22 protein-coding genes and 1 pseudogene are annotated in these 19,762 nt (G+C 62.8%); 6 read left to right on the top strand and 17 right to left on the bottom strand.

All coding sequences use genetic code 11. The features are described 5' to 3' along the window. Nucleotides 1-34: 34 nt before the first annotated feature. Together clpA and AC2FM3_RS01950 are read left to right on the top strand one after the other, a co-directional pair. Complete coding sequence (clpA, locus tag AC2FM3_RS01945) at nucleotides 35-2,359, top strand: ATP-dependent Clp protease ATP-binding subunit ClpA (RefSeq protein ID WP_496678633.1); 2,325 nt, start codon at nucleotides 35-37, stop codon at nucleotides 2,357-2,359. A 140-nt stretch (nucleotides 2,360-2,499) separates the two neighbouring features. Continuing rightward, nucleotides 2,500-2,637 (top strand): hypothetical protein, encoded by a 138-nt coding sequence (locus AC2FM3_RS01950; protein ID WP_496678634.1) that lies wholly within the window; start codon nucleotides 2,500-2,502, stop codon nucleotides 2,635-2,637. A 42-nt stretch (nucleotides 2,638-2,679) separates the two neighbouring features. Here AC2FM3_RS01950 and AC2FM3_RS01955 read toward each other — a convergent pair whose 3' ends face one another. The 3 genes from AC2FM3_RS01955 to AC2FM3_RS01965 form a co-directional block, all read right to left on the bottom strand. Further along, on the bottom strand, nucleotides 2,680-4,422 hold the full coding sequence (locus tag AC2FM3_RS01955; RefSeq protein ID WP_496678636.1) for a peptidoglycan -binding protein: 1,743 nt from the start codon (nucleotides 4,420-4,422) through the stop codon (nucleotides 2,680-2,682). A 3-nt stretch (nucleotides 4,423-4,425) separates the two neighbouring features. Next, nucleotides 4,426-5,604 (bottom strand): biopolymer transporter ExbB, encoded by a 1,179-nt coding sequence (locus AC2FM3_RS01960; RefSeq protein WP_496678638.1) that lies wholly within the window; start codon nucleotides 5,602-5,604, stop codon nucleotides 4,426-4,428. A gap of 69 nt (nucleotides 5,605-5,673) precedes the next feature. Beyond that, entirely contained in the window at nucleotides 5,674-6,204 is a 531-nt protein-coding gene (locus AC2FM3_RS01965) for a gamma-glutamylcyclotransferase (protein ID WP_496678639.1), read from the bottom strand. A gap of 67 nt (nucleotides 6,205-6,271) precedes the next feature. On the opposite strand from AC2FM3_RS01965, the gene AC2FM3_RS01970 reads away from it, so the two are divergent. After that, nucleotides 6,272-7,273 carry a DUF2125 domain-containing protein gene (locus AC2FM3_RS01970; RefSeq protein WP_496678641.1) on the top strand — a complete coding sequence of 334 codons (1,002 nt, stop codon included), beginning with the start codon at nucleotides 6,272-6,274 and terminating at the stop codon, nucleotides 7,271-7,273. Here AC2FM3_RS01970 and AC2FM3_RS01975 read toward each other — a convergent pair. The 4 genes from AC2FM3_RS01975 to AC2FM3_RS01990 all read right to left on the bottom strand — a co-directional run bounded on the left by AC2FM3_RS01975 (nucleotide 7,270) and on the right by AC2FM3_RS01990 (nucleotide 11,606). Beyond that, nucleotides 7,270-8,127, bottom strand: a complete 858-nt coding sequence (locus AC2FM3_RS01975; protein WP_496678642.1) for an extensin-like domain-containing protein — start codon at nucleotides 8,125-8,127, stop codon at nucleotides 7,270-7,272. The genes AC2FM3_RS01970 and AC2FM3_RS01975 overlap by 4 nt on opposite strands. Beyond that, a complete protein-coding gene (locus tag AC2FM3_RS01980; RefSeq protein WP_496678643.1) occupies nucleotides 8,124-9,044 on the bottom strand; it encodes a prephenate/arogenate dehydrogenase family protein in 921 nt (306 codons plus the stop codon). The genes AC2FM3_RS01975 and AC2FM3_RS01980 overlap by 4 nt, the downstream gene beginning before the upstream one ends. Next, complete coding sequence (gene hisC / locus AC2FM3_RS01985; protein ID WP_496678645.1) at nucleotides 9,041-10,126, bottom strand: histidinol-phosphate transaminase; 1,086 nt, start codon at nucleotides 10,124-10,126, stop codon at nucleotides 9,041-9,043. Before hisC ends, AC2FM3_RS01980 begins: the two co-directional genes overlap by 4 nt. A 64-nt stretch (nucleotides 10,127-10,190) precedes the next feature. Continuing rightward, the gene (locus AC2FM3_RS01990; RefSeq protein WP_496678646.1) at nucleotides 10,191-11,606 is read right to left on the bottom strand and encodes an aminotransferase class V-fold PLP-dependent enzyme; all 1,416 of its coding nucleotides are present in this window, start codon (nucleotides 11,604-11,606) and stop codon (nucleotides 10,191-10,193) included. A gap of 103 nt (nucleotides 11,607-11,709) precedes the next feature. Here AC2FM3_RS01990 and AC2FM3_RS01995 point away from each other — a divergent pair, with 103 nt between their 5' ends. Continuing rightward, nucleotides 11,710-12,171 carry an Lrp/AsnC family transcriptional regulator gene (locus AC2FM3_RS01995; protein WP_496678648.1) on the top strand — a complete coding sequence of 154 codons (462 nt, stop codon included), beginning with the start codon at nucleotides 11,710-11,712 and terminating at the stop codon, nucleotides 12,169-12,171. Nucleotides 12,172-12,372: 201 nt separating this feature from the next. On the opposite strand, the gene AC2FM3_RS02000 is transcribed toward AC2FM3_RS01995, so the two are convergent. The 4 genes from AC2FM3_RS02000 to AC2FM3_RS02015 form a co-directional block, all read right to left on the bottom strand. Next, nucleotides 12,373-12,540: a hypothetical protein gene (locus AC2FM3_RS02000; protein ID WP_496678649.1), complete on the bottom strand. Its 168-nt coding sequence runs from the start codon at nucleotides 12,538-12,540 to the stop codon at nucleotides 12,373-12,375. Nucleotides 12,541-12,549: 9 nt separating this feature from the next. Beyond that, entirely contained in the window at nucleotides 12,550-12,801 is a 252-nt protein-coding gene (locus AC2FM3_RS02005; protein ID WP_496678650.1) for a YqhA family protein, read from the bottom strand. A 99-nt stretch (nucleotides 12,802-12,900) separates the two neighbouring features. Beyond that, nucleotides 12,901-13,521: a 30S ribosomal protein S4 gene (gene rpsD, locus AC2FM3_RS02010; protein WP_005981478.1), complete on the bottom strand. Its 621-nt coding sequence runs from the start codon at nucleotides 13,519-13,521 to the stop codon at nucleotides 12,901-12,903. Between the two features lie 227 nt (nucleotides 13,522-13,748). Continuing rightward, entirely contained in the window at nucleotides 13,749-14,150 is a 402-nt protein-coding gene (locus AC2FM3_RS02015; RefSeq protein WP_496678652.1) for a hypothetical protein, read from the bottom strand. Nucleotides 14,151-14,633: 483 nt separating this feature from the next. On the opposite strand from AC2FM3_RS02015, the gene AC2FM3_RS02020 reads away from it, so the two are divergent. Both AC2FM3_RS02020 and AC2FM3_RS02025 read left to right on the top strand, forming a co-directional pair. Then, entirely contained in the window at nucleotides 14,634-14,765 is a 132-nt protein-coding gene (locus AC2FM3_RS02020; protein ID WP_496678654.1) for a hypothetical protein, read from the top strand. A 3-nt stretch (nucleotides 14,766-14,768) separates the two neighbouring features. After that, the gene (locus AC2FM3_RS02025; protein ID WP_496678656.1) at nucleotides 14,769-15,569 is read left to right on the top strand and encodes a hypothetical protein; all 801 of its coding nucleotides are present in this window, start codon (nucleotides 14,769-14,771) and stop codon (nucleotides 15,567-15,569) included. A gap of 81 nt (nucleotides 15,570-15,650) precedes the next feature. On the opposite strand, the gene AC2FM3_RS02030 is transcribed toward AC2FM3_RS02025, so the two are convergent. The 6 genes and pseudogenes from AC2FM3_RS02030 to AC2FM3_RS02055 all read right to left on the bottom strand — a co-directional run. Next, entirely contained in the window at nucleotides 15,651-16,238 is a 588-nt protein-coding gene (locus AC2FM3_RS02030; RefSeq protein ID WP_496678657.1) for a NapC/NirT family cytochrome c, read from the bottom strand. Nucleotides 16,239-16,349: 111 nt separating this feature from the next. Continuing rightward, the gene (locus AC2FM3_RS02035) at nucleotides 16,350-16,622 is read right to left on the bottom strand and encodes a nitrate reductase cytochrome c-type subunit (RefSeq protein WP_496678659.1); all 273 of its coding nucleotides are present in this window, start codon (nucleotides 16,620-16,622) and stop codon (nucleotides 16,350-16,352) included. Nucleotides 16,623-16,718: 96 nt separating this feature from the next. Next, nucleotides 16,719-16,913, bottom strand: coding sequence for a hypothetical protein (locus tag AC2FM3_RS02040; RefSeq protein WP_496678660.1), 195 nt, complete (start codon nucleotides 16,911-16,913; stop codon nucleotides 16,719-16,721). Then, on the bottom strand, nucleotides 16,914-17,009 hold the full coding sequence (locus AC2FM3_RS02045) for a hypothetical protein (protein WP_496678672.1): 96 nt from the start codon (nucleotides 17,007-17,009) through the stop codon (nucleotides 16,914-16,916). Between the two features lie 3 nt (nucleotides 17,010-17,012). After that, nucleotides 17,013-18,038, bottom strand: a complete 1,026-nt coding sequence (locus AC2FM3_RS02050) for a hypothetical protein (protein ID WP_496678662.1) — start codon at nucleotides 18,036-18,038, stop codon at nucleotides 17,013-17,015. Between the two features lie 27 nt (nucleotides 18,039-18,065). Continuing rightward, nucleotides 18,066-19,762 (bottom strand): annotated as a pseudogene (locus AC2FM3_RS02055) (molybdopterin dinucleotide binding domain-containing protein); the annotation flags it as partial.

Here is a 19,762-nt window from a genome sequence, read left to right on the forward strand (position 1 = left end):
CCCCTGCCCGGCCCAATACTAGAGGAGCACCCGCGTGCCTTCATTCTCGAGCACACTTGAACAAGCCATCCATGCAGCCCTGGCGGCGGCGAACGAACGGCGTCACGAATTCGCAACGCTGGAACATCTTCTGCTGGCGTTGCTTGAGGAGCCTGACGCGGTGCGCGTCATGAAGGCGTGCAGCGTGGATCTGGAAGAATTGCGCCGGTCTTTGGTCGAATTCATCGACGAAGACCTGTCGAACCTCGTCACCGACATCGACGGGTCCGAGGCGGTGCCGACCGCGGCATTCCAGCGCGTGATCCAGCGAGCGGCGATTCATGTCCAAAGTTCGGGTCGGACCGAGGTGACCGGTGCGAACGTGCTGGTGGCCATTTTCGCCGAGCGTGAAAGCAACGCCGCCTATTTCCTGCAAGAGCAGGACATGACCCGCTATGACGCGGTGAATTTCATCGCGCATGGTGTGGCCAAGGACCCGGCCTATGGCGAAAATCGCCCGGTCACCGGGGCTGATCAGGGCGAAGAGGAAACCCAGTCCTCTGCCGGCGAAGCCGACCAGAAGGAAAGCGCGCTGGGCAAGTATTGCGTGGACTTGAACGCCAAGGCCCGCGCAGGCGATGTCGATCCGCTGATCGGTCGCGCCGACGAGGTCGAGCGCTGCATTCAGGTTCTGTGCCGCCGACGCAAGAACAACCCGCTGCTGGTGGGTGATCCGGGTGTGGGCAAGACGGCGATTGCGGAAGGACTGGCCTACAAGATCGTTCAGGGCGACGCGCCCGAGGTGCTGTCGAACACGACCATCTATTCGCTGGACATGGGCGCGTTGCTGGCCGGCACGCGCTATCGCGGCGATTTCGAAGAGCGGCTCAAGGCCGTGGTGACCGAGCTTGAGGACCACCCCGACGCCGTGCTGTTCATCGACGAGATTCACACCGTGATCGGTGCGGGTGCCACGTCGGGCGGGGCCATGGATGCCTCGAACCTGCTGAAACCCGCGTTGCAGGGCGGCAAGCTGCGCACCATGGGCTCGACCACCTACAAGGAGTTCCGACAGCACTTTGAGAAGGACCGCGCGCTGTCGCGCCGGTTCCAGAAGATCGACGTGAACGAACCCTCGGTCGAGGACAGCGTGAAAATCCTGCGCGGTCTCAAGCCCTATTTCGAAAAGCATCACGACATTAAATACACCGCCGACGCGATCAAGACCGCGGTCGAGCTGTCCGCGCGTTACATCAACGACCGCAAGCTGCCCGACAAGGCGATCGACGTGATCGACGAGGCCGGTGCCGCTCAGCATCTGGTGGCCGAAAGCAAACGGCGCAAGACCATCGGCGTCAAGGAAATCGAGGCCGTGGTGGCCAAGATCGCACGCATCCCGCCCAAGAACGTCACCAAGGACGATGCCGAGGTTCTGAAGGACCTTGAGAACTCGTTGAAACGGGTGGTGTTCGGGCAGGATCAGGCAATCGAAGCTCTGTCCAGCGCGATCAAGCTGGCGCGGGCCGGTCTGCGCGAACCGGAAAAACCCATCGGCAACTACCTGTTCGCTGGTCCGACCGGTGTCGGCAAAACCGAGGTCGCCAAGCAGCTGGCCGACCAACTGGGCGTGGAACTGCTGCGTTTCGACATGTCGGAATACATGGAGAAACACGCGGTCAGCCGTCTGATCGGTGCGCCTCCGGGCTATGTCGGGTTTGATCAGGGCGGCCTACTGACTGACGGCGTTGACCAGCACCCGCATTGCGTGCTGTTGCTGGACGAGATCGAGAAGGCGCACCCGGACGTGTTCAACATTCTGCTTCAGGTGATGGACCACGGCGAGCTGACCGATCACAACGGCCGGACGGTGAATTTCCGCAACGTGGTTCTGATCATGACCTCGAACGCGGGCGCGCAGGAACAGGCCAAGGCCGCAATCGGTTTTGGCCGCGACCGGCGCGAGGGCGAGGATACGGCCGCCATCGAACGGACATTCACGCCCGAATTCCGCAACCGTCTGGACGCGGTGATCTCGTTCGCCCCGCTGCCGAAAGAGGTCATCCTGCAGGTGGTCGAGAAATTCGTTCTGCAGCTCGAGGCGCAGTTGCTGGATCGTGGCGTGACCATCGACCTGACCCCAAAGGCTGCCGAATGGCTGGCTGACAAGGGCTATGACGACAAGATGGGCGCCCGCCCATTGGGTCGCGTGATCCAGGAGCACATCAAGAAGCCCCTGGCCGAAGAGCTGTTGTTTGGCAAGCTGGCAAAGGGCGGCGTGGTTCGCGTGTCGGTCAAGAAGGGCGAGTTGGATCTGGAGATTCTCGGCCCTGAAAACCCGCGGATTTCCGGCAACAAACCGCCACTGTTGACAGCGGACTGACCCCGATGGGACATCAGACATGGGACCCGGCAGCGCTGCTGCCGGGTTTTTCATGCGCTGCTCCCGTTTGGCGGGCCCAGCGAAGGATCGGCACCAGCCAACCGTATAATCCGAAACAGCCATCCAATTCGGACAGCGGTATGACCCGCCAAATTGCAATTATCTGGACAATTGTCCTTGCGACCACAGCCATAGGCTGCATTGCCATGGCAGGAACCGGCCCAGGCGATGCGCCTGGGACCATCGCGACTTTTTTCTTCGATATGCAACTGCATTGAGGCGGACAACCGGCTGCCGACGTCCGTTCGAAATTCGCCGTGTCAGCGTTCGGTCAGCTTCAGCTCGATCCGGCGGTTTCTTGCGCGGGCTTCGGACGTGTCGGCGTTATCCACGGGCTGAAACTCACCAAACCCGTTGGCGGCAAGCCTATTGGGCGGGGTTCCCAGTTCGTCGACCATGTAGCGCACGACCGACAAGGCCCGCGCCTGACTCAGCTCCCAATTGTCGCGATACTGCCCGCCGGGCGTCACCGGAACGTTGTCGGTATGACCGTCCACGCGGATCACCCAGTTCAGTTCCGACGGGATTTCCGCCGCCACGCTGCGCAGGATGTTGGCCACCTTGGCGACTTCGCGCTTGCCGTCTTCCGACAGGACGGCCGACCCCGGCGGGAACAGAACTTCGGAGGAGAACACGAAACGGTCGCCCTCGATGCGCACCCCTTCCTGGTTGCCCAGAACGTCCCGTAGCCGGCCGAAGAACTCGGAACGATAGCGTTGCAAATCCTCTGCCTGCCGCGCAAGCTCTTGGTTCTGGCCGGCCAGTTTCTCGGCCTCGGCCTCAAGGCGGATCCGTTCCGCCTCTTCCAGAAGCCGCCGTTTCCTCTCCTCCGAAGCAGCCCGCGCCAGCGCCGCGTTCAGGTCCTGCCCAAGCGTCTGAATCTGCACCTCGGCGGCAGCGTTGCGTTCCTTGTAGTCATCCAACAGAGCCTGCAGCGACCCCAATTGATTGCGCAAAGCGGCTATCTGCTGGTTCAGCAGAGCCGTCTGGCGCTGCGCCTCGGTCGAAATGGCCTTTTCCTCGGCCAGCGTCTCACGGGCTATCTCCAACAGGGCCACGCGCTCAGCGGCCAGCCGCCGTTGTTGGTCGGCCTCTGTCTCGGCCTCGGTTCGGGCGGCCAGCGCCGCCTCCAGCCGGGCCTTGAGTTCCTCGGGGTTCAATTCACCGAATTGCCGCTCCAGCTCGGCCTTGGCGGCCTCGGCCGCCGCCAGCAGAGTCAGGGTTTCTTCGGCCTCCTTCCGCTGCGCCTCGAGCGCCAGCGTCATCGCAGTCAGTTCGGCATCCGCGTCCTGCAGTTTCTCACGCAACGCTTCGGCGGCCGCAGCCTCGGCCAAGCGGGCGGCTTCTTCGTCGGTCAACCGGGACTGCAACTCGGAAATCCGTGCCGCCTGCTCATCGCCGGCCTGTTCCAGATCCGCCACCATCGCCTCGAGCGCCTCGCGCCGCGCCGCCGCCAGCCGCGCGGCCTCGGTCTGGGCGTCGATCTCGTTTCGGCTTTGCGCCAGCGCCAGGTTCAGCGCCTCCTGTTCGGACAGCAACTGTTGACGTTGATCTTCCAACGCGCCGATCCGGGCCTGCGTGCGCTGCTGTTCGGCCAGCAGGGCGGCCACCTGCGCCTCGAACCCGGTGATCCGCGTCTGGGCGGCCTCCAGTTCGGCGGCGCGCTGGTCGCGCTCGGCGGTCAACGAAGACACCAGCGCCTGTGCCTGTGCCAGATCCTGTTCCGTCTGCGACAGGGTTGCATTCAAGGCGCCCAGGCGGGCTTGAAGGCGACTGTTTTCCCGCTCTTCCAGCCCCAGCGCGTCGGCCAGCGCCGCAACCTTGTCCGACAGCAGGGTCAGTTCATCCTCCTGTCCCGAAATCGTTTCGCGCAGAACGAACTGGACCACCATGAAGATGGTCAGCACGAAGGTCAGCACCATCAACAGCCCCGTCATCGCATCGACGAATCCGGGCCAGACCGAGCCCTGGAAACGCTGACCGGTGCGGCGGGACAGGGCCATGATCTAGTCTCCTCCCGGGGCCGGTCGCACCCCCCCGCGCGAGGAGGTCAGCGCCTTGATCAGTACCTCGAAATCCTTGCGCAACTCGTTCATGCTGTCCTGGCGGCCGGCCGAAATCTCTTCAAGAATGCGCAGCAACTGCACGTCCATCGACCGCAGGCGCATGCGGCTTTCAGCATCGATCCCCTCGCCCGCGCCATGTTCGCGCATGTGGTCCAACAACGCCTCTTGCCCCAGCGCCACACGTTCCAGCGCGGCGGTTACGTCCTCGCCCTGCGCCTGGCGCTGGTTCATCTCGGCAATGACCTCGACCAGGCTGCTCAACCTGGCCGAGACCTCGGCCCGGTCTTCCTGCTGGGCGACGAACAGATCCTGCAGCGCGTCCATCTGTTCTGACATCGCATCCAGAACCGGCGTCAGAACGGCCAGTTCTGCGCCGCCTTCGTCGCCGGCAGCAAACCCCACCCGGGTGATCGAGGACAACCACTCCTCAAGCTCGCGGTAGAACCGGTTCTGGCCGTGGCCCGCAAACAGCTCGAGCAGCCCGACGATCAACGACCCCGCAAGCCCCAGCAGCGATGATCCAAAGGCCACGCCCATGCCCTGAAGCTGGCTTTCCAGACCGGACATGAGACGGTTGAACACGGCCAGGCCTTCTTCGCCTTCCTGCGGGTTCAGGCTGCGGATCGTATCGACGATGGCCGGAACGGTCGTGGCCAGACCGAAAAATGTGCCCAACAGCCCCAGATAGATCAGAAGGTTGGTGATGTAGCGGGTGAACTCGCGCTCTTCCTCGATCCGCACGGCCACCGAATCCAGAATCGACCGGGCCGAGCTGGCATTGAGCTGGGACCGCGCCCCGCGTGACCGCAGCAGCGACGCCAACGGGGCCAGCAATTGCGGTGTCTGGGCGTCCTCGCGGACGACGCCGCCAACGAAGGCCTCGATCCAGCGAACCGAACCGATCAACTGCGTCACCTGATAGAAACAGGCCAACACCCCGATGACAAAGACCAGAAGGATGAATCCGTTCAGATAGGGGTTCGCTTCAAAGACCGGCCGCACATAGGGAAGCGCCAGAAACACGCCCAGCCCCGAAAGCCCGATTGCGATCAGCATCATCACGATTTGCCGGATCGGTTGCGAGAAATGTGGTCTCGCGCCGTGCTGTGCCTGCGCCATGCGCGTTGTTCCCGGTTTTTGCCTGCTTTGTCGAGAATCTACAGAATTTCCGCCGGCGACGCCAAGGCTTTATGCGGTCAGGCTGCGCACGCGTCGCGACAACCACTCGAGTTCCGGGTCGTGCAGGCCGATCTCGGCCAGATGTGCGGCGGTGTTGTACAGATATTCGGTGTTGGGGCCGCGCCCGCCGACGGCCACGGCTATGATCTGCGCCTGCTCTTCCAGCGGCAGACCGCCGCAATACTGCACATGGTCGGGGTCGATCACATAGGTCACCGCATTCACGGTTCCTCCGGCATCCAACTGAACGTCCAGCATCTTTTCCACGTAGGCCGACGAGATCAACTCCCGCTCGCGCAGTTCGTCCAGCGTGCGCGCCTCGTGGCCCGGCTCGACCGCCAGCGCCAGGCCCTTGCAGTGCGCACTGGGATGTTCATCCAGCGCCAGGACCAGCCCGGGGTTTTCTTCGGTTCCCCGGTGGTGGATCGACCGCATGCAGAACGACCGGGCATAGCCATGCAGCGTCGCGTGTTCGCGCCGGGCTACCGGAAAGCCCGGATTCCACAAAAGCGACCCGTATCCGAATACCCACATCGTCATAGTTCTGGCCCTTGCCCGTTTGGGCCTATAAACATCAATTCCGAGGCAGGAAAAAGGGCCATTCCCCATGCGCCGACTGATACGAGTTCTGATTTTTCTTGCGGTCGTCTGGAGCGCGTATTGGGCCATCGCCGGGTACGGGTTGCGCAGCGCGATCACCGGATGGTTCGACCATCAGCAGGCCCGGGGCTGGCTGGCGGATTTCGCACAGGTCCATACCTCGGGCTATCCACTGCATCACCGCACCCGGTTGGACAGCCCGGCGCTGGCGGATCCGGCGACAGGCACGGCCTGGAGCGCCGACTGGATCGAGTTTCAAAGCCCCGCCATCTGGCCCGGGCGGCAAGTGTTGCGGTTTGCCGACACGCCGCAGAGGCTGTCGTATTTCGACCAGACGGCGACCATTCAGGCCCGGGACCTACAGGCCGAACTTCACCTGCGACCGGGCGTGGCGTTGGAGTTGGAAAGGATGGCCCTGTCAGCGGGTCCGTGGTCGGTCATGCGCGATGGAACCGAGTCCGCGGCCGCCGGATCGCTGCATCTGATGATGGAACAGGTCGAGACACCTGAGAGCTATGCCGTCAAGATCAACTCGGATGCGTTCTCGCCCGGGGACGATCTGCGCGCACTCATGCGCTCGGCCACGTCCCTGCCGCAGGCGTTCGAGACGCTGAAGCTGGACATGAACGTAACCTTCGACAAAACCTGGGACCGTTCCGCGCTGGAGCAACGCCGTCCGCAACCCCGCCTGATCGACCTGCACCTTGCCGAGGTGCAATGGGGCGAACTGCGGCTGCTGGCAACCGGCGCGTTGGAGGTTGATGAACAGGGTATCCCAGTCGGCGAAATGGCGATCAAGGCCGAGAACTGGCGCGACATGATCGCCATGGCCAATGCTGCGGGTGCCCTGCCCGATCAAGCCGTTGATCCGGTCACGCGGGCACTGAAACTGCTGGCCGGACTGGGGGGTAATCCAAATGCGCTGGATCTGCAGCTGAATTTCCGCGACGGGTTCGTGGCGCTCGGCCCGTTGCCGTTGGGGCCTGCTCCGCGCCTGATCCTGCGTTAGCGGCAGTAGGGGCCGCGGCGGTAACGGGCGGTATCCAGATGGAAATGATCCCGGTGATAACGGTCGGAATTCGGCCCCAGAACCGTTCCGAACGGCCCGCAAGCTCCGCGCCAGATCTTGGTCAGCTGCTTCTTCGAGGGGTTCTTGCGCCACCCGTCCAGAACTGTCACCACCTCGCCATCGGCCATTTTGAACCCCGAGATATCAATGGCCCGACCCTTGCCATGTTCCGAGATCCTGGCGCCTTTCCGGTTGTTCCGGGTGCGGCAAGCGTAGTGTGCGGCAACCTGCAGTTCGACCACTGGACCGCGCCGTTTGAACGTCGGTTTGACGGTCTTGTCGACCCATTTGTTCAACGCGATGGCCGTGCCGCAATCCATCTTCGACGGCCGGCTGAGCGCCACGCCCGACACGGACGTGATTTGGACCGCATCCTTGATCCCGCAGGCCTGGATCTTGCCGGGTACGGTGCCGACCGGCTTGCCCTGTATGGCAATGTCGCCGCACACCGATCCCTTTTGCAGTTTGCGTTTCCTGAAAAGGATTTCCTGTTCCAGCGTTTCGGGTCGCAGATAAGGTTTCAAGGACGAATCCGGCGCGAGGAACGGCAGTGCAGCCGGGCGCGCGGCAACAGCCAGAAACTGAGCGGAAACGGGCCGCAACACGGGTCGCGTCCTTTCTGAAACGGTGATCGGCGTTGCGGTCCCTGCCGGGACATAGGCCGCCGTGACCAGGTTCGTGTCGGGCACAGGCCGTGCAATCGGAACCAAGGAAGAATCGGGCGCCGCGGCGCTGGCAGCCTGGGCCAGAACCACCACCACCATCGACAAGATCGTTCCCCGAGCCGCCCTCATGACTTGGCCTTTACCCGTCCGAAATCGGGGGCGTCGGTGTCCTGACCCGCGTCGATGATGCCGCGCCGGATCGCCCTGGTGCGGGTGAAATAGTCGAACAGCTGCTGACCATCGCCCGTGCGAATCGCGCGCTGGAGGGCAAACAGCTCTTCGGTAAAGCGGCCGAGGATTTCCAGTGTCGCGTCCTTGTTGGTCAGGAACACGTCGCGCCACATGGTCGGGTCCGAGGCCGCGATCCGGGTGAAATCACGGAAACCGGCGGCAGAGTACTTGATGACCTCGGAGTCGGTGACGCGCCGCAGGTCGTCGGCCACGCCCACCATCGTATAGGCGATCAGGTGCGGCGCGTGGCTGGTGACGGCCAGAACCAGATCGTGGTGATCGGCATCCATCTCGTCGACATTGGATCCCATCCCTTCCCACAAGGCGCGCAGGCGTGCGATGGCCTCGGCGTCAGACCCTTCGACCGGAACCAGCAGGCACCAGCGGTTGTCGAACAGCTCGGCAAAGCCGGATTCGGGGCCGGAATGCTCGGTCCCGGCCAGCGGGTGGGCAGGCACGAAGTGCACGCCTTCAGGAATATGCGGGCCGACCTCCTGAATGACGTGCCGCTTGACCGAACCGACATCCGACACGGTCGCGCCGGGCTTTAGCACCGGCGCGATGTCCTTGGCGACGGCGCCCATCGCCCCGACCGGAACACACAGGACAACCAGATCGGCGCCCTCGACCGCCTCTTGCGCGGTGTCGCAGACCCGGTCGCAAAGCCCGATGCGCCGCGCAGTGTCGCGGGTGGCCTCGGACCGGGCATAGCCTGTCACCTCGCCCGCCAGCCCGGCGCGCTTGATCGCCCAGTACATCGAAGAGGCGATCAGGCCCAACCCGATCAGCGCCATGCGATCATAGATCTGGCTCATGCGGCGCCCCCTTTGAACGCGGTGATGGCCGCAACCACGCGGCGACAGGCCTTTTCGTCGCCCACGGTGATCCGCAGTGCGTTGGGCAACTTGTAGCCCGCAACCCGGCGCACGATCAAACCTTTCGATTGCAGATAGGCGTCGCAGGCCTCAGCCTCGGCCTGATCCACGAACCGCGCGAGGATGAAATTGGTGCAGGACGGATCGGACGGAACGCCGATCTTGGCCAGTTCGGCCGACAGCCATTCGCGCAAGCGCGCGTTCTCTGCCCGACAGAACTCGACATATTCCACATCGGCCACGGCGGCCTCCGCTGCTGCGATGGCCGTCAGCGACAGGTTGAAGGGCTGGCGCACGCGGTTCAGCACGTCGATGATTTCGCGTTGCGCATAGCCCCAGCCGACCCGCATGCCGCCCAGCCCGTAAATCTTCGAGAAGGTGCGGGTCATGATTACGTTCTCGAACCGGTCCACCAGACCGGCGCCGCCGTCAAAGCCCGGCACGAATTCCGCATAGGCGCCATCCAGAACCATCAGGCAGGTCTGCGGCAGGCCCTCGGCCAGGCGCGTCAGTTCGGCGTCCGAGATCATGGTAGAGGTCGGATTGCCCGGGTTGGTCACGAAAACGATCCGGGTGCGGTCGGTCACCGCGGCGAGGATCGCATCGACATCGACCTTGCGGTCGCGCTCGGGCACCTCGACCGGGGTCGCGCCGGCCATACGGGCGATGATCGGGTACATCGAGAATCCATGCTCGGTATGGATCACCTCGTCCCCCGGCCCGGCATAGGCTTGGGCCACGAATTGCAGCACTTCGTCACTGCCCACGCCACAAATAATCCGGTCGGGGTCCAGCCCGTGCCGCTCGCCGATCGCGGCGCGCAGGTTGTAGTGATCGGTCACCGGATAGCGATGCAGCATCGTGGCGCTGTCGCGCACGGCTTCGATCGCCTTGGGGCTGGGGCCAAAGGGGTTTTCGTTGGAACTCAGCTTGATGACGTTTTCCACGCCCTCGACATGCGACTGGCCGCCCTGATACAGCGCGATGTCCATGATGCCGGGTTGCGGGGTGATCTTGTTCATGAGGGGCTCCGTTGGTTGCGCCCCTCATACAGGTCTCAAGGCCTTGGGAAAAGCGGCAATTCCGTCACGCCGCCTTGAAGCGGGCGGTTGCCGGATCGGCGGCGTAGAACGGGGCGTATTCCTGCGTGCGGCGCGACAGGTCATTGACGCTGTCGATGATGAACTTAACCGTGTCCTCGGTCATCATGTACGAGAAGTTCAGCCGCACCCAACCCGGTTTCTTCATCTCTTCCCCGGCCGACAACGCCGCGTGCAGCGCCTCCGAGGCCGCCTTGCCGATACCCAGCAGCCGATGCGCATAGGGGCCGGCGCAGGCACACCCGCCGCGCGCCTGAATCCCGTAGATGTCGCTGAGCATCCGGGTGAAGAGCTGTTGGTGCACCGGTTGCCCTGTGTTGTCGCGCACTAGGAAGGAAAAGATCGGCAGGCGGTGCGGGTGATCCACACCCAACAGTGTCAGGTTCGGGTTGTCACGCCATCCCTCCAGCGCCATGCGGTTGTACAGCGCCTCGCGCCGGGCGATCTCGTCGGTGCCTACGGCATCCTTGACGATGAAGGCCAGGGCTGCGCGGATGTCGCCGATCACGTTCGGGGTTCCCGCCTCCTCGCGGGTGGCCAGATCGGAGCTGTAGTCGTGGCGCCAGGGCGAAACGAAGCTGACCGTGCCCCCGCCCGGCCAGCTGGGACAGGTGCGGCGCACGGCGCTCTGGGTCACGATCAGAACACCCGAAGCCCCCGGCCCTCCCGGAAACTTGTGCGGAGAAACGACGATGGCATCCTTGCGCGCTTCGTCCGGCCCCATATCCATCGGCAGATAGGGCCCACCCCCGGCGTAATCCCAGACCGCGCGCGCCCCGTGCCGTTTCAGCAGCCGCGTCACCGGATCGGGGTCGGTGACCAAGCCCGTAACGTTCGACGCCGCCGAAAATGACCCGATCACCAGATCCGAATCCGAATGCTCGATCAGCGTCTGTTCCAGCGCTGCCATGTCCGGCCCGCCCTCGGGGCCTTCGGGGATCTCGATGACCTGCGCCTTGCTCTCGCGCCAGGGCAGGATGTTCGAATGGTGCTCGTACGGGCCGATCAAGACAACCGGCCGGTCAGCCTCTTGCACTCCCATCAAACTGACCAGCCGGTTGAGCCCCGCAGTGGCACCGGACCCGGTGAAGATCACCGCGTCATCTCCCCTCGCGCCAACGATGCGGGCTATTTCCGCGCGCGCCTCGCGGCGCAGTCGCGTCATGTAGGAACCGCAATAGGAGGCCTCAGTGTGGCTGTTCGCATAGAACGGCAACACCTGCTGGGCCACAAAATCCTCGACCTGCCGTAATGCGCGGCCCGAGGCAACGTAATCCGCGTACACAAGCGGCACGTCCCCATGCAGACCCGGGATCAGAACGTTCTCTCCGATCAGCCCGTCGCGCAGGGTCGACTTACGAGTGGCGGCTTGGATTTCTGCACGAAAATGGGACAGGGTCATGTCATCGGCTCCATATTGCGCCTCTGAATATGATCGGGTTTTCGCGAGAGATTTTCACCTTTTTTTGCTTGATCTACCGAGATTATGGGGCATATGATCCATCATGATCGAAAAAATAGATCAGATTGACACACGCCTTCTTCGCGAACTGCAAAAGGACGCGACTCTATCCCAGCGGGAACTGGCCGAGCGTGTCGGCCTGTCTCAAAACGCGTGCTGGCGACGCCTCAAGGCGCTGAACGACGCGGGTGTGCTCACGGGGTCGACAGCCCGGATCGCGCGCGAGAAACTGGGGTTGAACCTGGTGGTGTTCGTGATGCTGCGCACGCGTCACCACTCGGCTGAGTGGCTGAAGGCCTTTCGCAGCCATGTCCTCACCATTCCCGAGGTTGTGGATTTCCACCGGATCGGCGGCGACTATGACTATCAGCTGAAGGTCGTGACGCAGGATATGGCGAGTTATGACAAGGTTTATCAGCGCCTGATCGAGAAGGTCGAGTTGGACAGCGTGACCTCGTATTTCGGGATGGAGGCCATTGCCGAAGGACGACCGCTGCCTCTTTAAACTCTGCGTGGCCGAGGCCGGGCCGATATACGGCCCCGCCGGCCCGCGCGGGGTGTCAGTGATCCGACGCCCGGCCGTTCTTGATTGTGCCGTGATGGGCCGGGACGGCCCGCTCCTTCAGCCAATCCATACCCCCCCAGCAGAAGGCACGAAGCGACCAGAACCGCATGAATCGCAGAAAACCACCGGATCTGCTTGGCATCAACAGGCGCATCCTTTTCTTTGCTGATCTCCATCAACAGCTTCAGAAGATGGATCGCCGAAATTTCCACGATCGAGCCCAGAAGTTTGATCTTCAAGCTCGGAAAAATCGATCTTGTCCAACCAGGCCAGCCAGTCGTCGACGCTGTCCAGATCGAATTTCGACACGAAATTCTCTTAGCCCGACATCAGCACAATGACCATCAGGTTGCCGACCAGACACAGGTCGATCAACGTCAGAGCCGTCAGGATCGCGGTTTCAGCGCTCATCTCCATGGCCTGCGGCAGATAGTGGGCAAGCTCGCGCAGGAACACGACCATCAAAAGACCGATGGTTAGGCCGAGGCCCAGATAGACCTGCGCCATGAGCCAACGCAGCGCACAGATGGTTCGTTCGAGGATATGCTCGATTCTGAGTTTGGCGGGCACGGGACTCCCTTTCCTTGACAGGAAGCGCGCACGGACATGACAACGAAAAGGGCCGCACGCCTTGCAGCGTACGGCCCCAAATTCGCGAATGCCGCCGTCTTAGTTCTTGGCGTAGAATTCGACGACCAGGTTGGGTTCCATCATGACCGGGTACGGCACGTCGCCCAGCGACGGGGTGCGCACGAAGGTCGCGGTCATCTTCGAGTGGTCGACATCCAGGTAATCCGGCACGTCACGCTCGGCCAGGGCAACCGCTTCCAGAACGACGGCCAGCTGCTTGGACTTGTCGCGGACCTCGATCACGTCGCCTTCCTTGACGCGGTAGCTGGGGATGTTCACCCGCTTGCCGTTCACCTTGACGTGGCCGTGGTTCACGAATTGACGTGCGGCGAACACGGTCGGCACGAACTTGGCGCGATAGACCACGGCGTCCAGACGGCGCTCCAGCAGGCCGATCAGGTTTTCACCGGTATCGCCCTTCACACGCTCGGCTTCGGCGTAGATGCGGCGGAACTGTTTTTCGGTCAGGTCGCCGTAGTAGCCTTTCAGCTTCTGTTTGGCGCGCAGCTGCAGACCGAAGTCCGACAGCTTGCCCTTGCGGCGCTGGCCGTGCTGGCCGGGGCCGTATTCGCGGCGGTTGACCGGGGATTTCGGACGACCCCAGATGTTTTCGCCCATCCGGCGGTCGATTTTGTACTTGGCAGACGTGCGTTTGGTCACGGCTGATCTCCTTCGTTAGGTCGAGGCCCAGCGGGCCACTATGAAGGGCGTTGTCCTCTTGAGGTCTCCCCCATGACAGGCATCCCCTTGCGGGGGCCACCAACACCAATGGAGCCGCGCTTATATCTGCCGAACCTGCAGAGTCAACACGCATGCGTAACAATTCCGCCAAAAGGGTGAACGGCCGGTCTCGGCGGACCAAGGAAATCCGCGCCGAAAACTGCAACCTATATCGCGCAAGCCCGCCCCCGGCCCTTTGCCGCATTCGGCGGGAAAGCAAGCACGTTTGCTTGGGTCGCGCCGTGCGCATCGGTCCGGGTGACCGCGTTCACCGCGCTGACCCAGAATTCCTGACCACGGGCGGGGCATCCGTTTTCGAAGAACAACACCGGCTCTTTGGCGCCATCGACAAGCGCCAATTCCGCCTCGAAACTCTGAGCGCCATTTGTCAGCACAACCCTGGCAATCGGCGCGTACGGTTCAAACCCGGACAGCTGCGAAGCCGACCGTGACTGCGCCGCCCTGCTTGCTGATGCCACCGCTTGCGCGGACATCACATGCCCGACATCGCGCAGATAGGTGACCCGGCCCATCAAAGACCAGGCGGACCCGACGGTCAAATCGGCCAAGGGCGCCGCTTCCAAACCGTCGATTTCCGTCTGCGACCAAAAAACCGCTGCGCGATTGTCATACTTGGCGTTCATCTGCCTGCCCAAACCTTTTAACGTATCACCCTTTACGCGGGCACACCTATCAAGGAAGAATCGGGCGGAAAAGAGACGGAAATGCAGCTATCACGAAAATGTTGCACCTCTGTCAAATCAAGATGATAATTCCCGCTGCGAAAAACGGATTTTCAGCCCGGGGTGTGCTGCTGCTTGCCCGATGTCTCAACATGGGACTGTCGCGTAGTCATAAATTCCACCGACACGGCGACGCACCCCTCGGACGGCAGAAAGAAAGACCCATGGTCACCAAGGCCGAGCTTGAAAAGCAGGTCGAAAATTTGAAACGCCAGCTCGAAGAACGGTCGAAACAACAGCCCCTAGGCCTCGTCAGAGTCCGACGCGAAGGCCGCGAAAAGCGACCTCTCCGAGAAGCTGCCGGAAACGTTGGACGAATGGTCCAGCGAGCTTGATGACGTCCTGACCGAACTGGATTCGCTGCCCCACAAGAAGGCGATCCTGTTCGCCCTCGGGGTGTGTGCCCTGCGCTACATGATAGGCCGCGCGCCAGGAGGGTGACAGATGAGCCGCATTTCACGAAACGCGTCCATCATTCTGCGAACCGAACGCCTGATTGCCCAGCGCAACCTGACGGTTCTGGCGAAAAGTACGGGCTTTTTCGCAGCCGCGGGGCTGGCGGCGGCGCTGGCCGTCGTGATGCTGAACATCGCGGGCTATCTTGCCCTGACGACCACCATGTCGAAACCGGTGGCCGCTCTGGTCGCTGGGGTGGTCAATCTTGGTGTGGCGCTGGTTTTTCCGGTCGTTGCCAATTCGATCAGCGCCGAAACCGACACCGCGCCGGTGGCCAAGCTGCGCAACATGGCGATCGCGGATATCGAGGCCGAATTTCAGGACACGCCGGCCGAAGCCCGCGATACGGTGCAGGGCCTCAAGGCCGTTTTGCGCGACCCGCTTGGCACCATGACCCCGGGGCTGGCCCGACTGCTTGCCATGCGATTATCCGGCACCTCAAGAAGCGCTAGGACTGAGACTTGGTCGCCGCCCCCGCGCGCGCCCCGAACCTCAGACCGTGGCGCCCTTGACCCGGATGGCGCTGCCCACGGTGCCTGCCAGCAAACCGACCAGAACTCCGATCGACAACTCCAGCGTTTCGACATTGCTGAACTGCCAATTGGCAAAGGCCAGGGTTTCCAGCAAACCCACGGCCGCACACAGAACCGTACCCAGCCACAGCTTGCGCGTCATCATGCCCAGCGCAAGGCCCAGAATGCCGGGCAGGCTCAGGATGTTGCCGCCGATCGTTCCCAAAATCTCAAGCATGCCGTGCCACTCCTAGTCGGTTCTGCTGTTCAGGAATGACCGGATCTCGGCCGCGCCGATACTTTGCGCCACCTCGGTGCCGGTCACCGGCTCCAGCGATGCGACCACTTTCTGATACTCTTACAGATAACCCGGCGGCAGGCTGTGCGCGATGCCCTGGTGGCAGTCGATGCAGGTCATGTTCTCGTCGATCGCACGCTGGTGCTCGTTGGCGCCGCGCGTTTCCTGAATGGTGAAGTCCATGTATTCGAAATTGTGACAGTTGCGGCATTCGCGGCTGTCCGAGGCCTTCATCTTTTTCCACACGGCCGAGGCCATCTGCAGGCGGTGATTCTCGTATTTCTCGGGCGTGCTGATGGTGCCGACCAGCTCGTGATAGACGTCTTTCACTGCCATGATCTTGGCTTCGATCTTAAAGCTCCATTCCTTGGGCACGTGGCAATTGGAACAGATGACCCGTACGCCGGAGTGGTTGTTGTAGTGGATCGTTTCCCGGTATTCGCCAAGGTTGGTTTCCATCGTGTGGCTCGAGACGCAGAGTTCTTCGGTATTCGTCATCGCGAGGGTCCAGTGGAACCCACCCCAGAACAGGATGCCGGCCAGAAAGCCCACCAAGACCAGAAAGCCTGCGCTGAACGCAGTGGCCGCTGTCCAGATCCACGCCCAGATGCGGCCGATCAAGCCGCGCTTTTCAGGTGAGTCTGCCATTTCGGGTGCTCCCTCCAGTCCAAAGCTGGATCGGTTTCCGGCCGAGGGCTGGAACAGGTTGTCGACCAGGGCTGGCACATCCGCCTGCGGGACGTGGCACTGGTTGCAGAATTACCGAGTGCCCGCGATCTGATCGAGCTCGTTGCCTTCGCGATCCAGATAGTTGATCATCGACAGGGTCGGCGCGTTGCGCTCACCGGCCTTGGTCCAGTCGTGGCAAGACAGGCATTGATTGGTGCGGATGTCGATCTGGTACTGGTCGATCTTGTGCGGGATCAACGGCGGCTGCTGGCGATAGTTGCGCTGCATGCGGCCCTCGACGTTGCGGTGGACCTCGTCCAGGATGACGGGCTCATCCACATCCGCACCGCGCGAGGTCGACACCTAGGCGGATTGCGCAAAGGCAAGCCCACCCACAATAAGCATTGGGATCAGGGCCATTGCGCCTGTCGCTATCGATTTTCTCATCTTGGCACTCCCTTATACAGGTCTGGCGGCACGCGCCTGAGGCGCGGCGGCTGGATCGGGTGGCGCGACGTCGGCGTCATCGAACCGGTGGGTAAGTTTGAAGACATCGACCGAGCACACATCGATGCAGCGGCCGCATGTTGTGCAATCGGGCGACAGGATCAGCGGGCTGGATTCCGGCTTGCCCTTCAGCGCGGGCGAAATCACCTAGTTTTCCGGGCAAACAGCATAGCAGTCCATGCAGTCGTCACAGGCGGCGCGATTGGTGGCGCTGACCCGCAGCAGGCTTTTGGCGCCGATCAGGCCTTAGAAGGCCCCGACCGGGCAGATATGGCCACACCAGCCATGCCGGGCCACGAACAGGTCAAAGACACAGATCGCCACGACCATCGCCCAGACAAAACCCATGCCAAAGACCAGCCCGCGGTGCAGCATGGTGATGGGGTTCACCAGTTCCCATGCGATTACGCCGGTCAGGGCCGACACGATCAAGACGGTCGCCAATATCCACAGCCGGGTGCTGCGTTTGGGCTGCCAGCCCTTGGGCAGGTCCAGCCGAAGGTGCAGCCAATGCGGGGCGTCCGTAACAGGTTTGATCGGGCACACCCACGAACAACAGACCCGCCCGCCAATCAGCGCACAGGGCACCAGAACGATCAGCCCGCGGATCAGCGCCAGTGGCCAGCCACCAGCTCCTGCAGCAGGATGAACGGATCGGTCAGCGGCAGCAGGTCCAGCGTCAGCGATCCGGCCAGCGTGCCCTTGACGATCCAGATGCCGAACCACGGCCCCAGCAGGAACAGCGCCAGAAAGAAAACCTAACTGAAGCGCCGCAGCAGCAGGAACCGATGCGCGCCGACCCATCCTTTGACCTCGCGGGCCTCGTGCCCGACGGGCATATGCGCGCGCGCTGTCATTGGCCTGCCCCTGGAAGGTTGTAACCCGGTTCGTACCCGCCCGGTGCGGCAAGGTTGTCCGCGCCCGGTCCAGGCAGGCCGCGACACAGGGGATGTCTTCGCACATCTCGCAGGGCGCATCGCGAGCGATGAAGTACGGCGTGCCGGTCGCCACCGCATCGAGACCCAACTCGGCCAGCTTCAGCGTTTCACAGGGACAGTCGCGGACGCACAGCCCGCAGCGGATGCAGGCGTCCAGAAAGCCATCTTCGGGCAACGCCCCCGGCGGCCGCAGGGCCTCGGCCGGCAGGGCGCGGGCGTCGCGGGCCAGAAAGGCCAGCAACGACCCGGCGACCAGACAGCCACCCGCCGCGCACGCCGAATCCTGCAGGAACCGGCGCCGTTGCGGCGAAAGAGGTTTGCCGACCAAAGACATCACACCCGACCTTTGCGACCCCTGCCCTTACGCCCGCTCAACCTTGCAGGCGCATTTCTTGAAGTCCGTCTCTTTGGACAGCGGACAGGTCGCATCCAGTGTCAGCTTGTTGGTCAGCTGGCCCTCGTCGAACCACGGCATGAGCACGAGGCCACGCGGCACTTTGTTGCGCCCGCGGATCTCGACGCGGCTGATCACTTTGCCGCGGCGGGTAGACAGCACGATCTCTTGCCCGCGGCGCACGCCGCGTTCCTTGGCGTCCTCGGGGTGCATGAACACCACAGCGGCGGGGAAGGCGCGGTGCAACTCGGGCACGCGGCGGGTCATCGCCCCGGAATGCCAGTGCTCCAGCACCCGGCCGGTGCACAGCCACAGATCGTATTCCTCGTCCGGCTCCTCGGCCGCCGGCTTGTAGGGCGCAAAGATGATCTTGGCCTTGCCGTCCTTGTGGCGATAGAATTTCACCTCGGCGCCTTCGGGCACATACGGGTCATAGCCTTCGCGGAAGCGAAAGAGCGTCTCTTTCCCGTCCACGACCGGCCAGCGCAGCCCGCGCGCCTGATGATAGGTTTCGAACGGTGCAAGGTCATGCGCCTTGCCGCGGCCAAAGTTGGGATATTCCTCGAACAGGCCCTTCTGGACTTAGAACCCGAAATGCTCGGGTTCGTCGTTGTGGACCCCTTCAGCGGTCTCCGACACCGGATATTTGTCGACCTTACCGTTGGCGAACAGCACCTCGAACAGGGTCTTGCCGCGATGCTCGGGCATCTTGGCAAGCAGTTCTTCGTCCCAGACCTCCTCGACGGTGAAGCGTTTCGAGAACTCCATCTGCTGCCACAGGTCCGACTTGGCATCGCCCGGGGGCCTTGACCTGCTTACGCCAGAACTGGGTGCGGCGTTCGGCGTTGCCATAGGCGCCCTCCTTCTCGACCCACATGGCGGTGGGCAGGATCAGGTCGGCCGAAACCGCGGTGACGGTCGGGTACGGGTCCGACACGACGATGAAGTTGTCGGGGTTGCGATAGCCGGGATAGCCCTCTTCGTTCATGTTGGGCGCGGCCTGCATGTTGTTGTTGCACGGCACCCAATAGACGTTCAGGTCGCCATCCTTCAGTTTGCGGTGCTGCAGAACCGCGTGGAAACCCAGCTTGGCCGGGATGGTGCCTGCGGGGATGTTCCAATTGGTCTCGGCGATCTTGCGGTTCGGATCGGCATATTCCTTGGCCAGTCGCTCGAGCTGGCTCGCCGGCACGCCCGACAGCTCGGACACGTATTCCAGCGTGTAATCCGCGACCGAGGCAGAATATTCCTCGAACGCGATCGGCTCCAGCTTGCCCGAGTCCGGATGCGCGGCGGCCTGTTGCAGCTGGTTGGTCTCGCGCAGGCCGTAGCCGATGTCGGTGGCGGTCTTGGTGATGTTGACGTGGTTCTTGACGAAGTCCTCGTTCACCGCGCCGGTCTGGATGATGTAGTTGGCGATGTAGTTCAGGATCGCCGGGTCGGTCTGCGGCTTGAAGATGATGCCGTTGTCGGCCAGCTCGAACGAGCGGTGCTCGAAGGTGGACAGCACATGCAACTGCGCGCCGGCTTGGTCAGGCGCGTATCAGTCAGGCGCGACCACCGAATCGGGTGCATCTCGGCCATGTTCGAGGTCGTCATAGCAGCCTATGGGTTCGTCGATGCCGAAGGGCGCATGAAGCCCACCACGGCCGAGGCCATGCGGT

The sequence above is a fragment of the Ruegeria sp. BHSB172 genome (assembly GCF_059613165.1).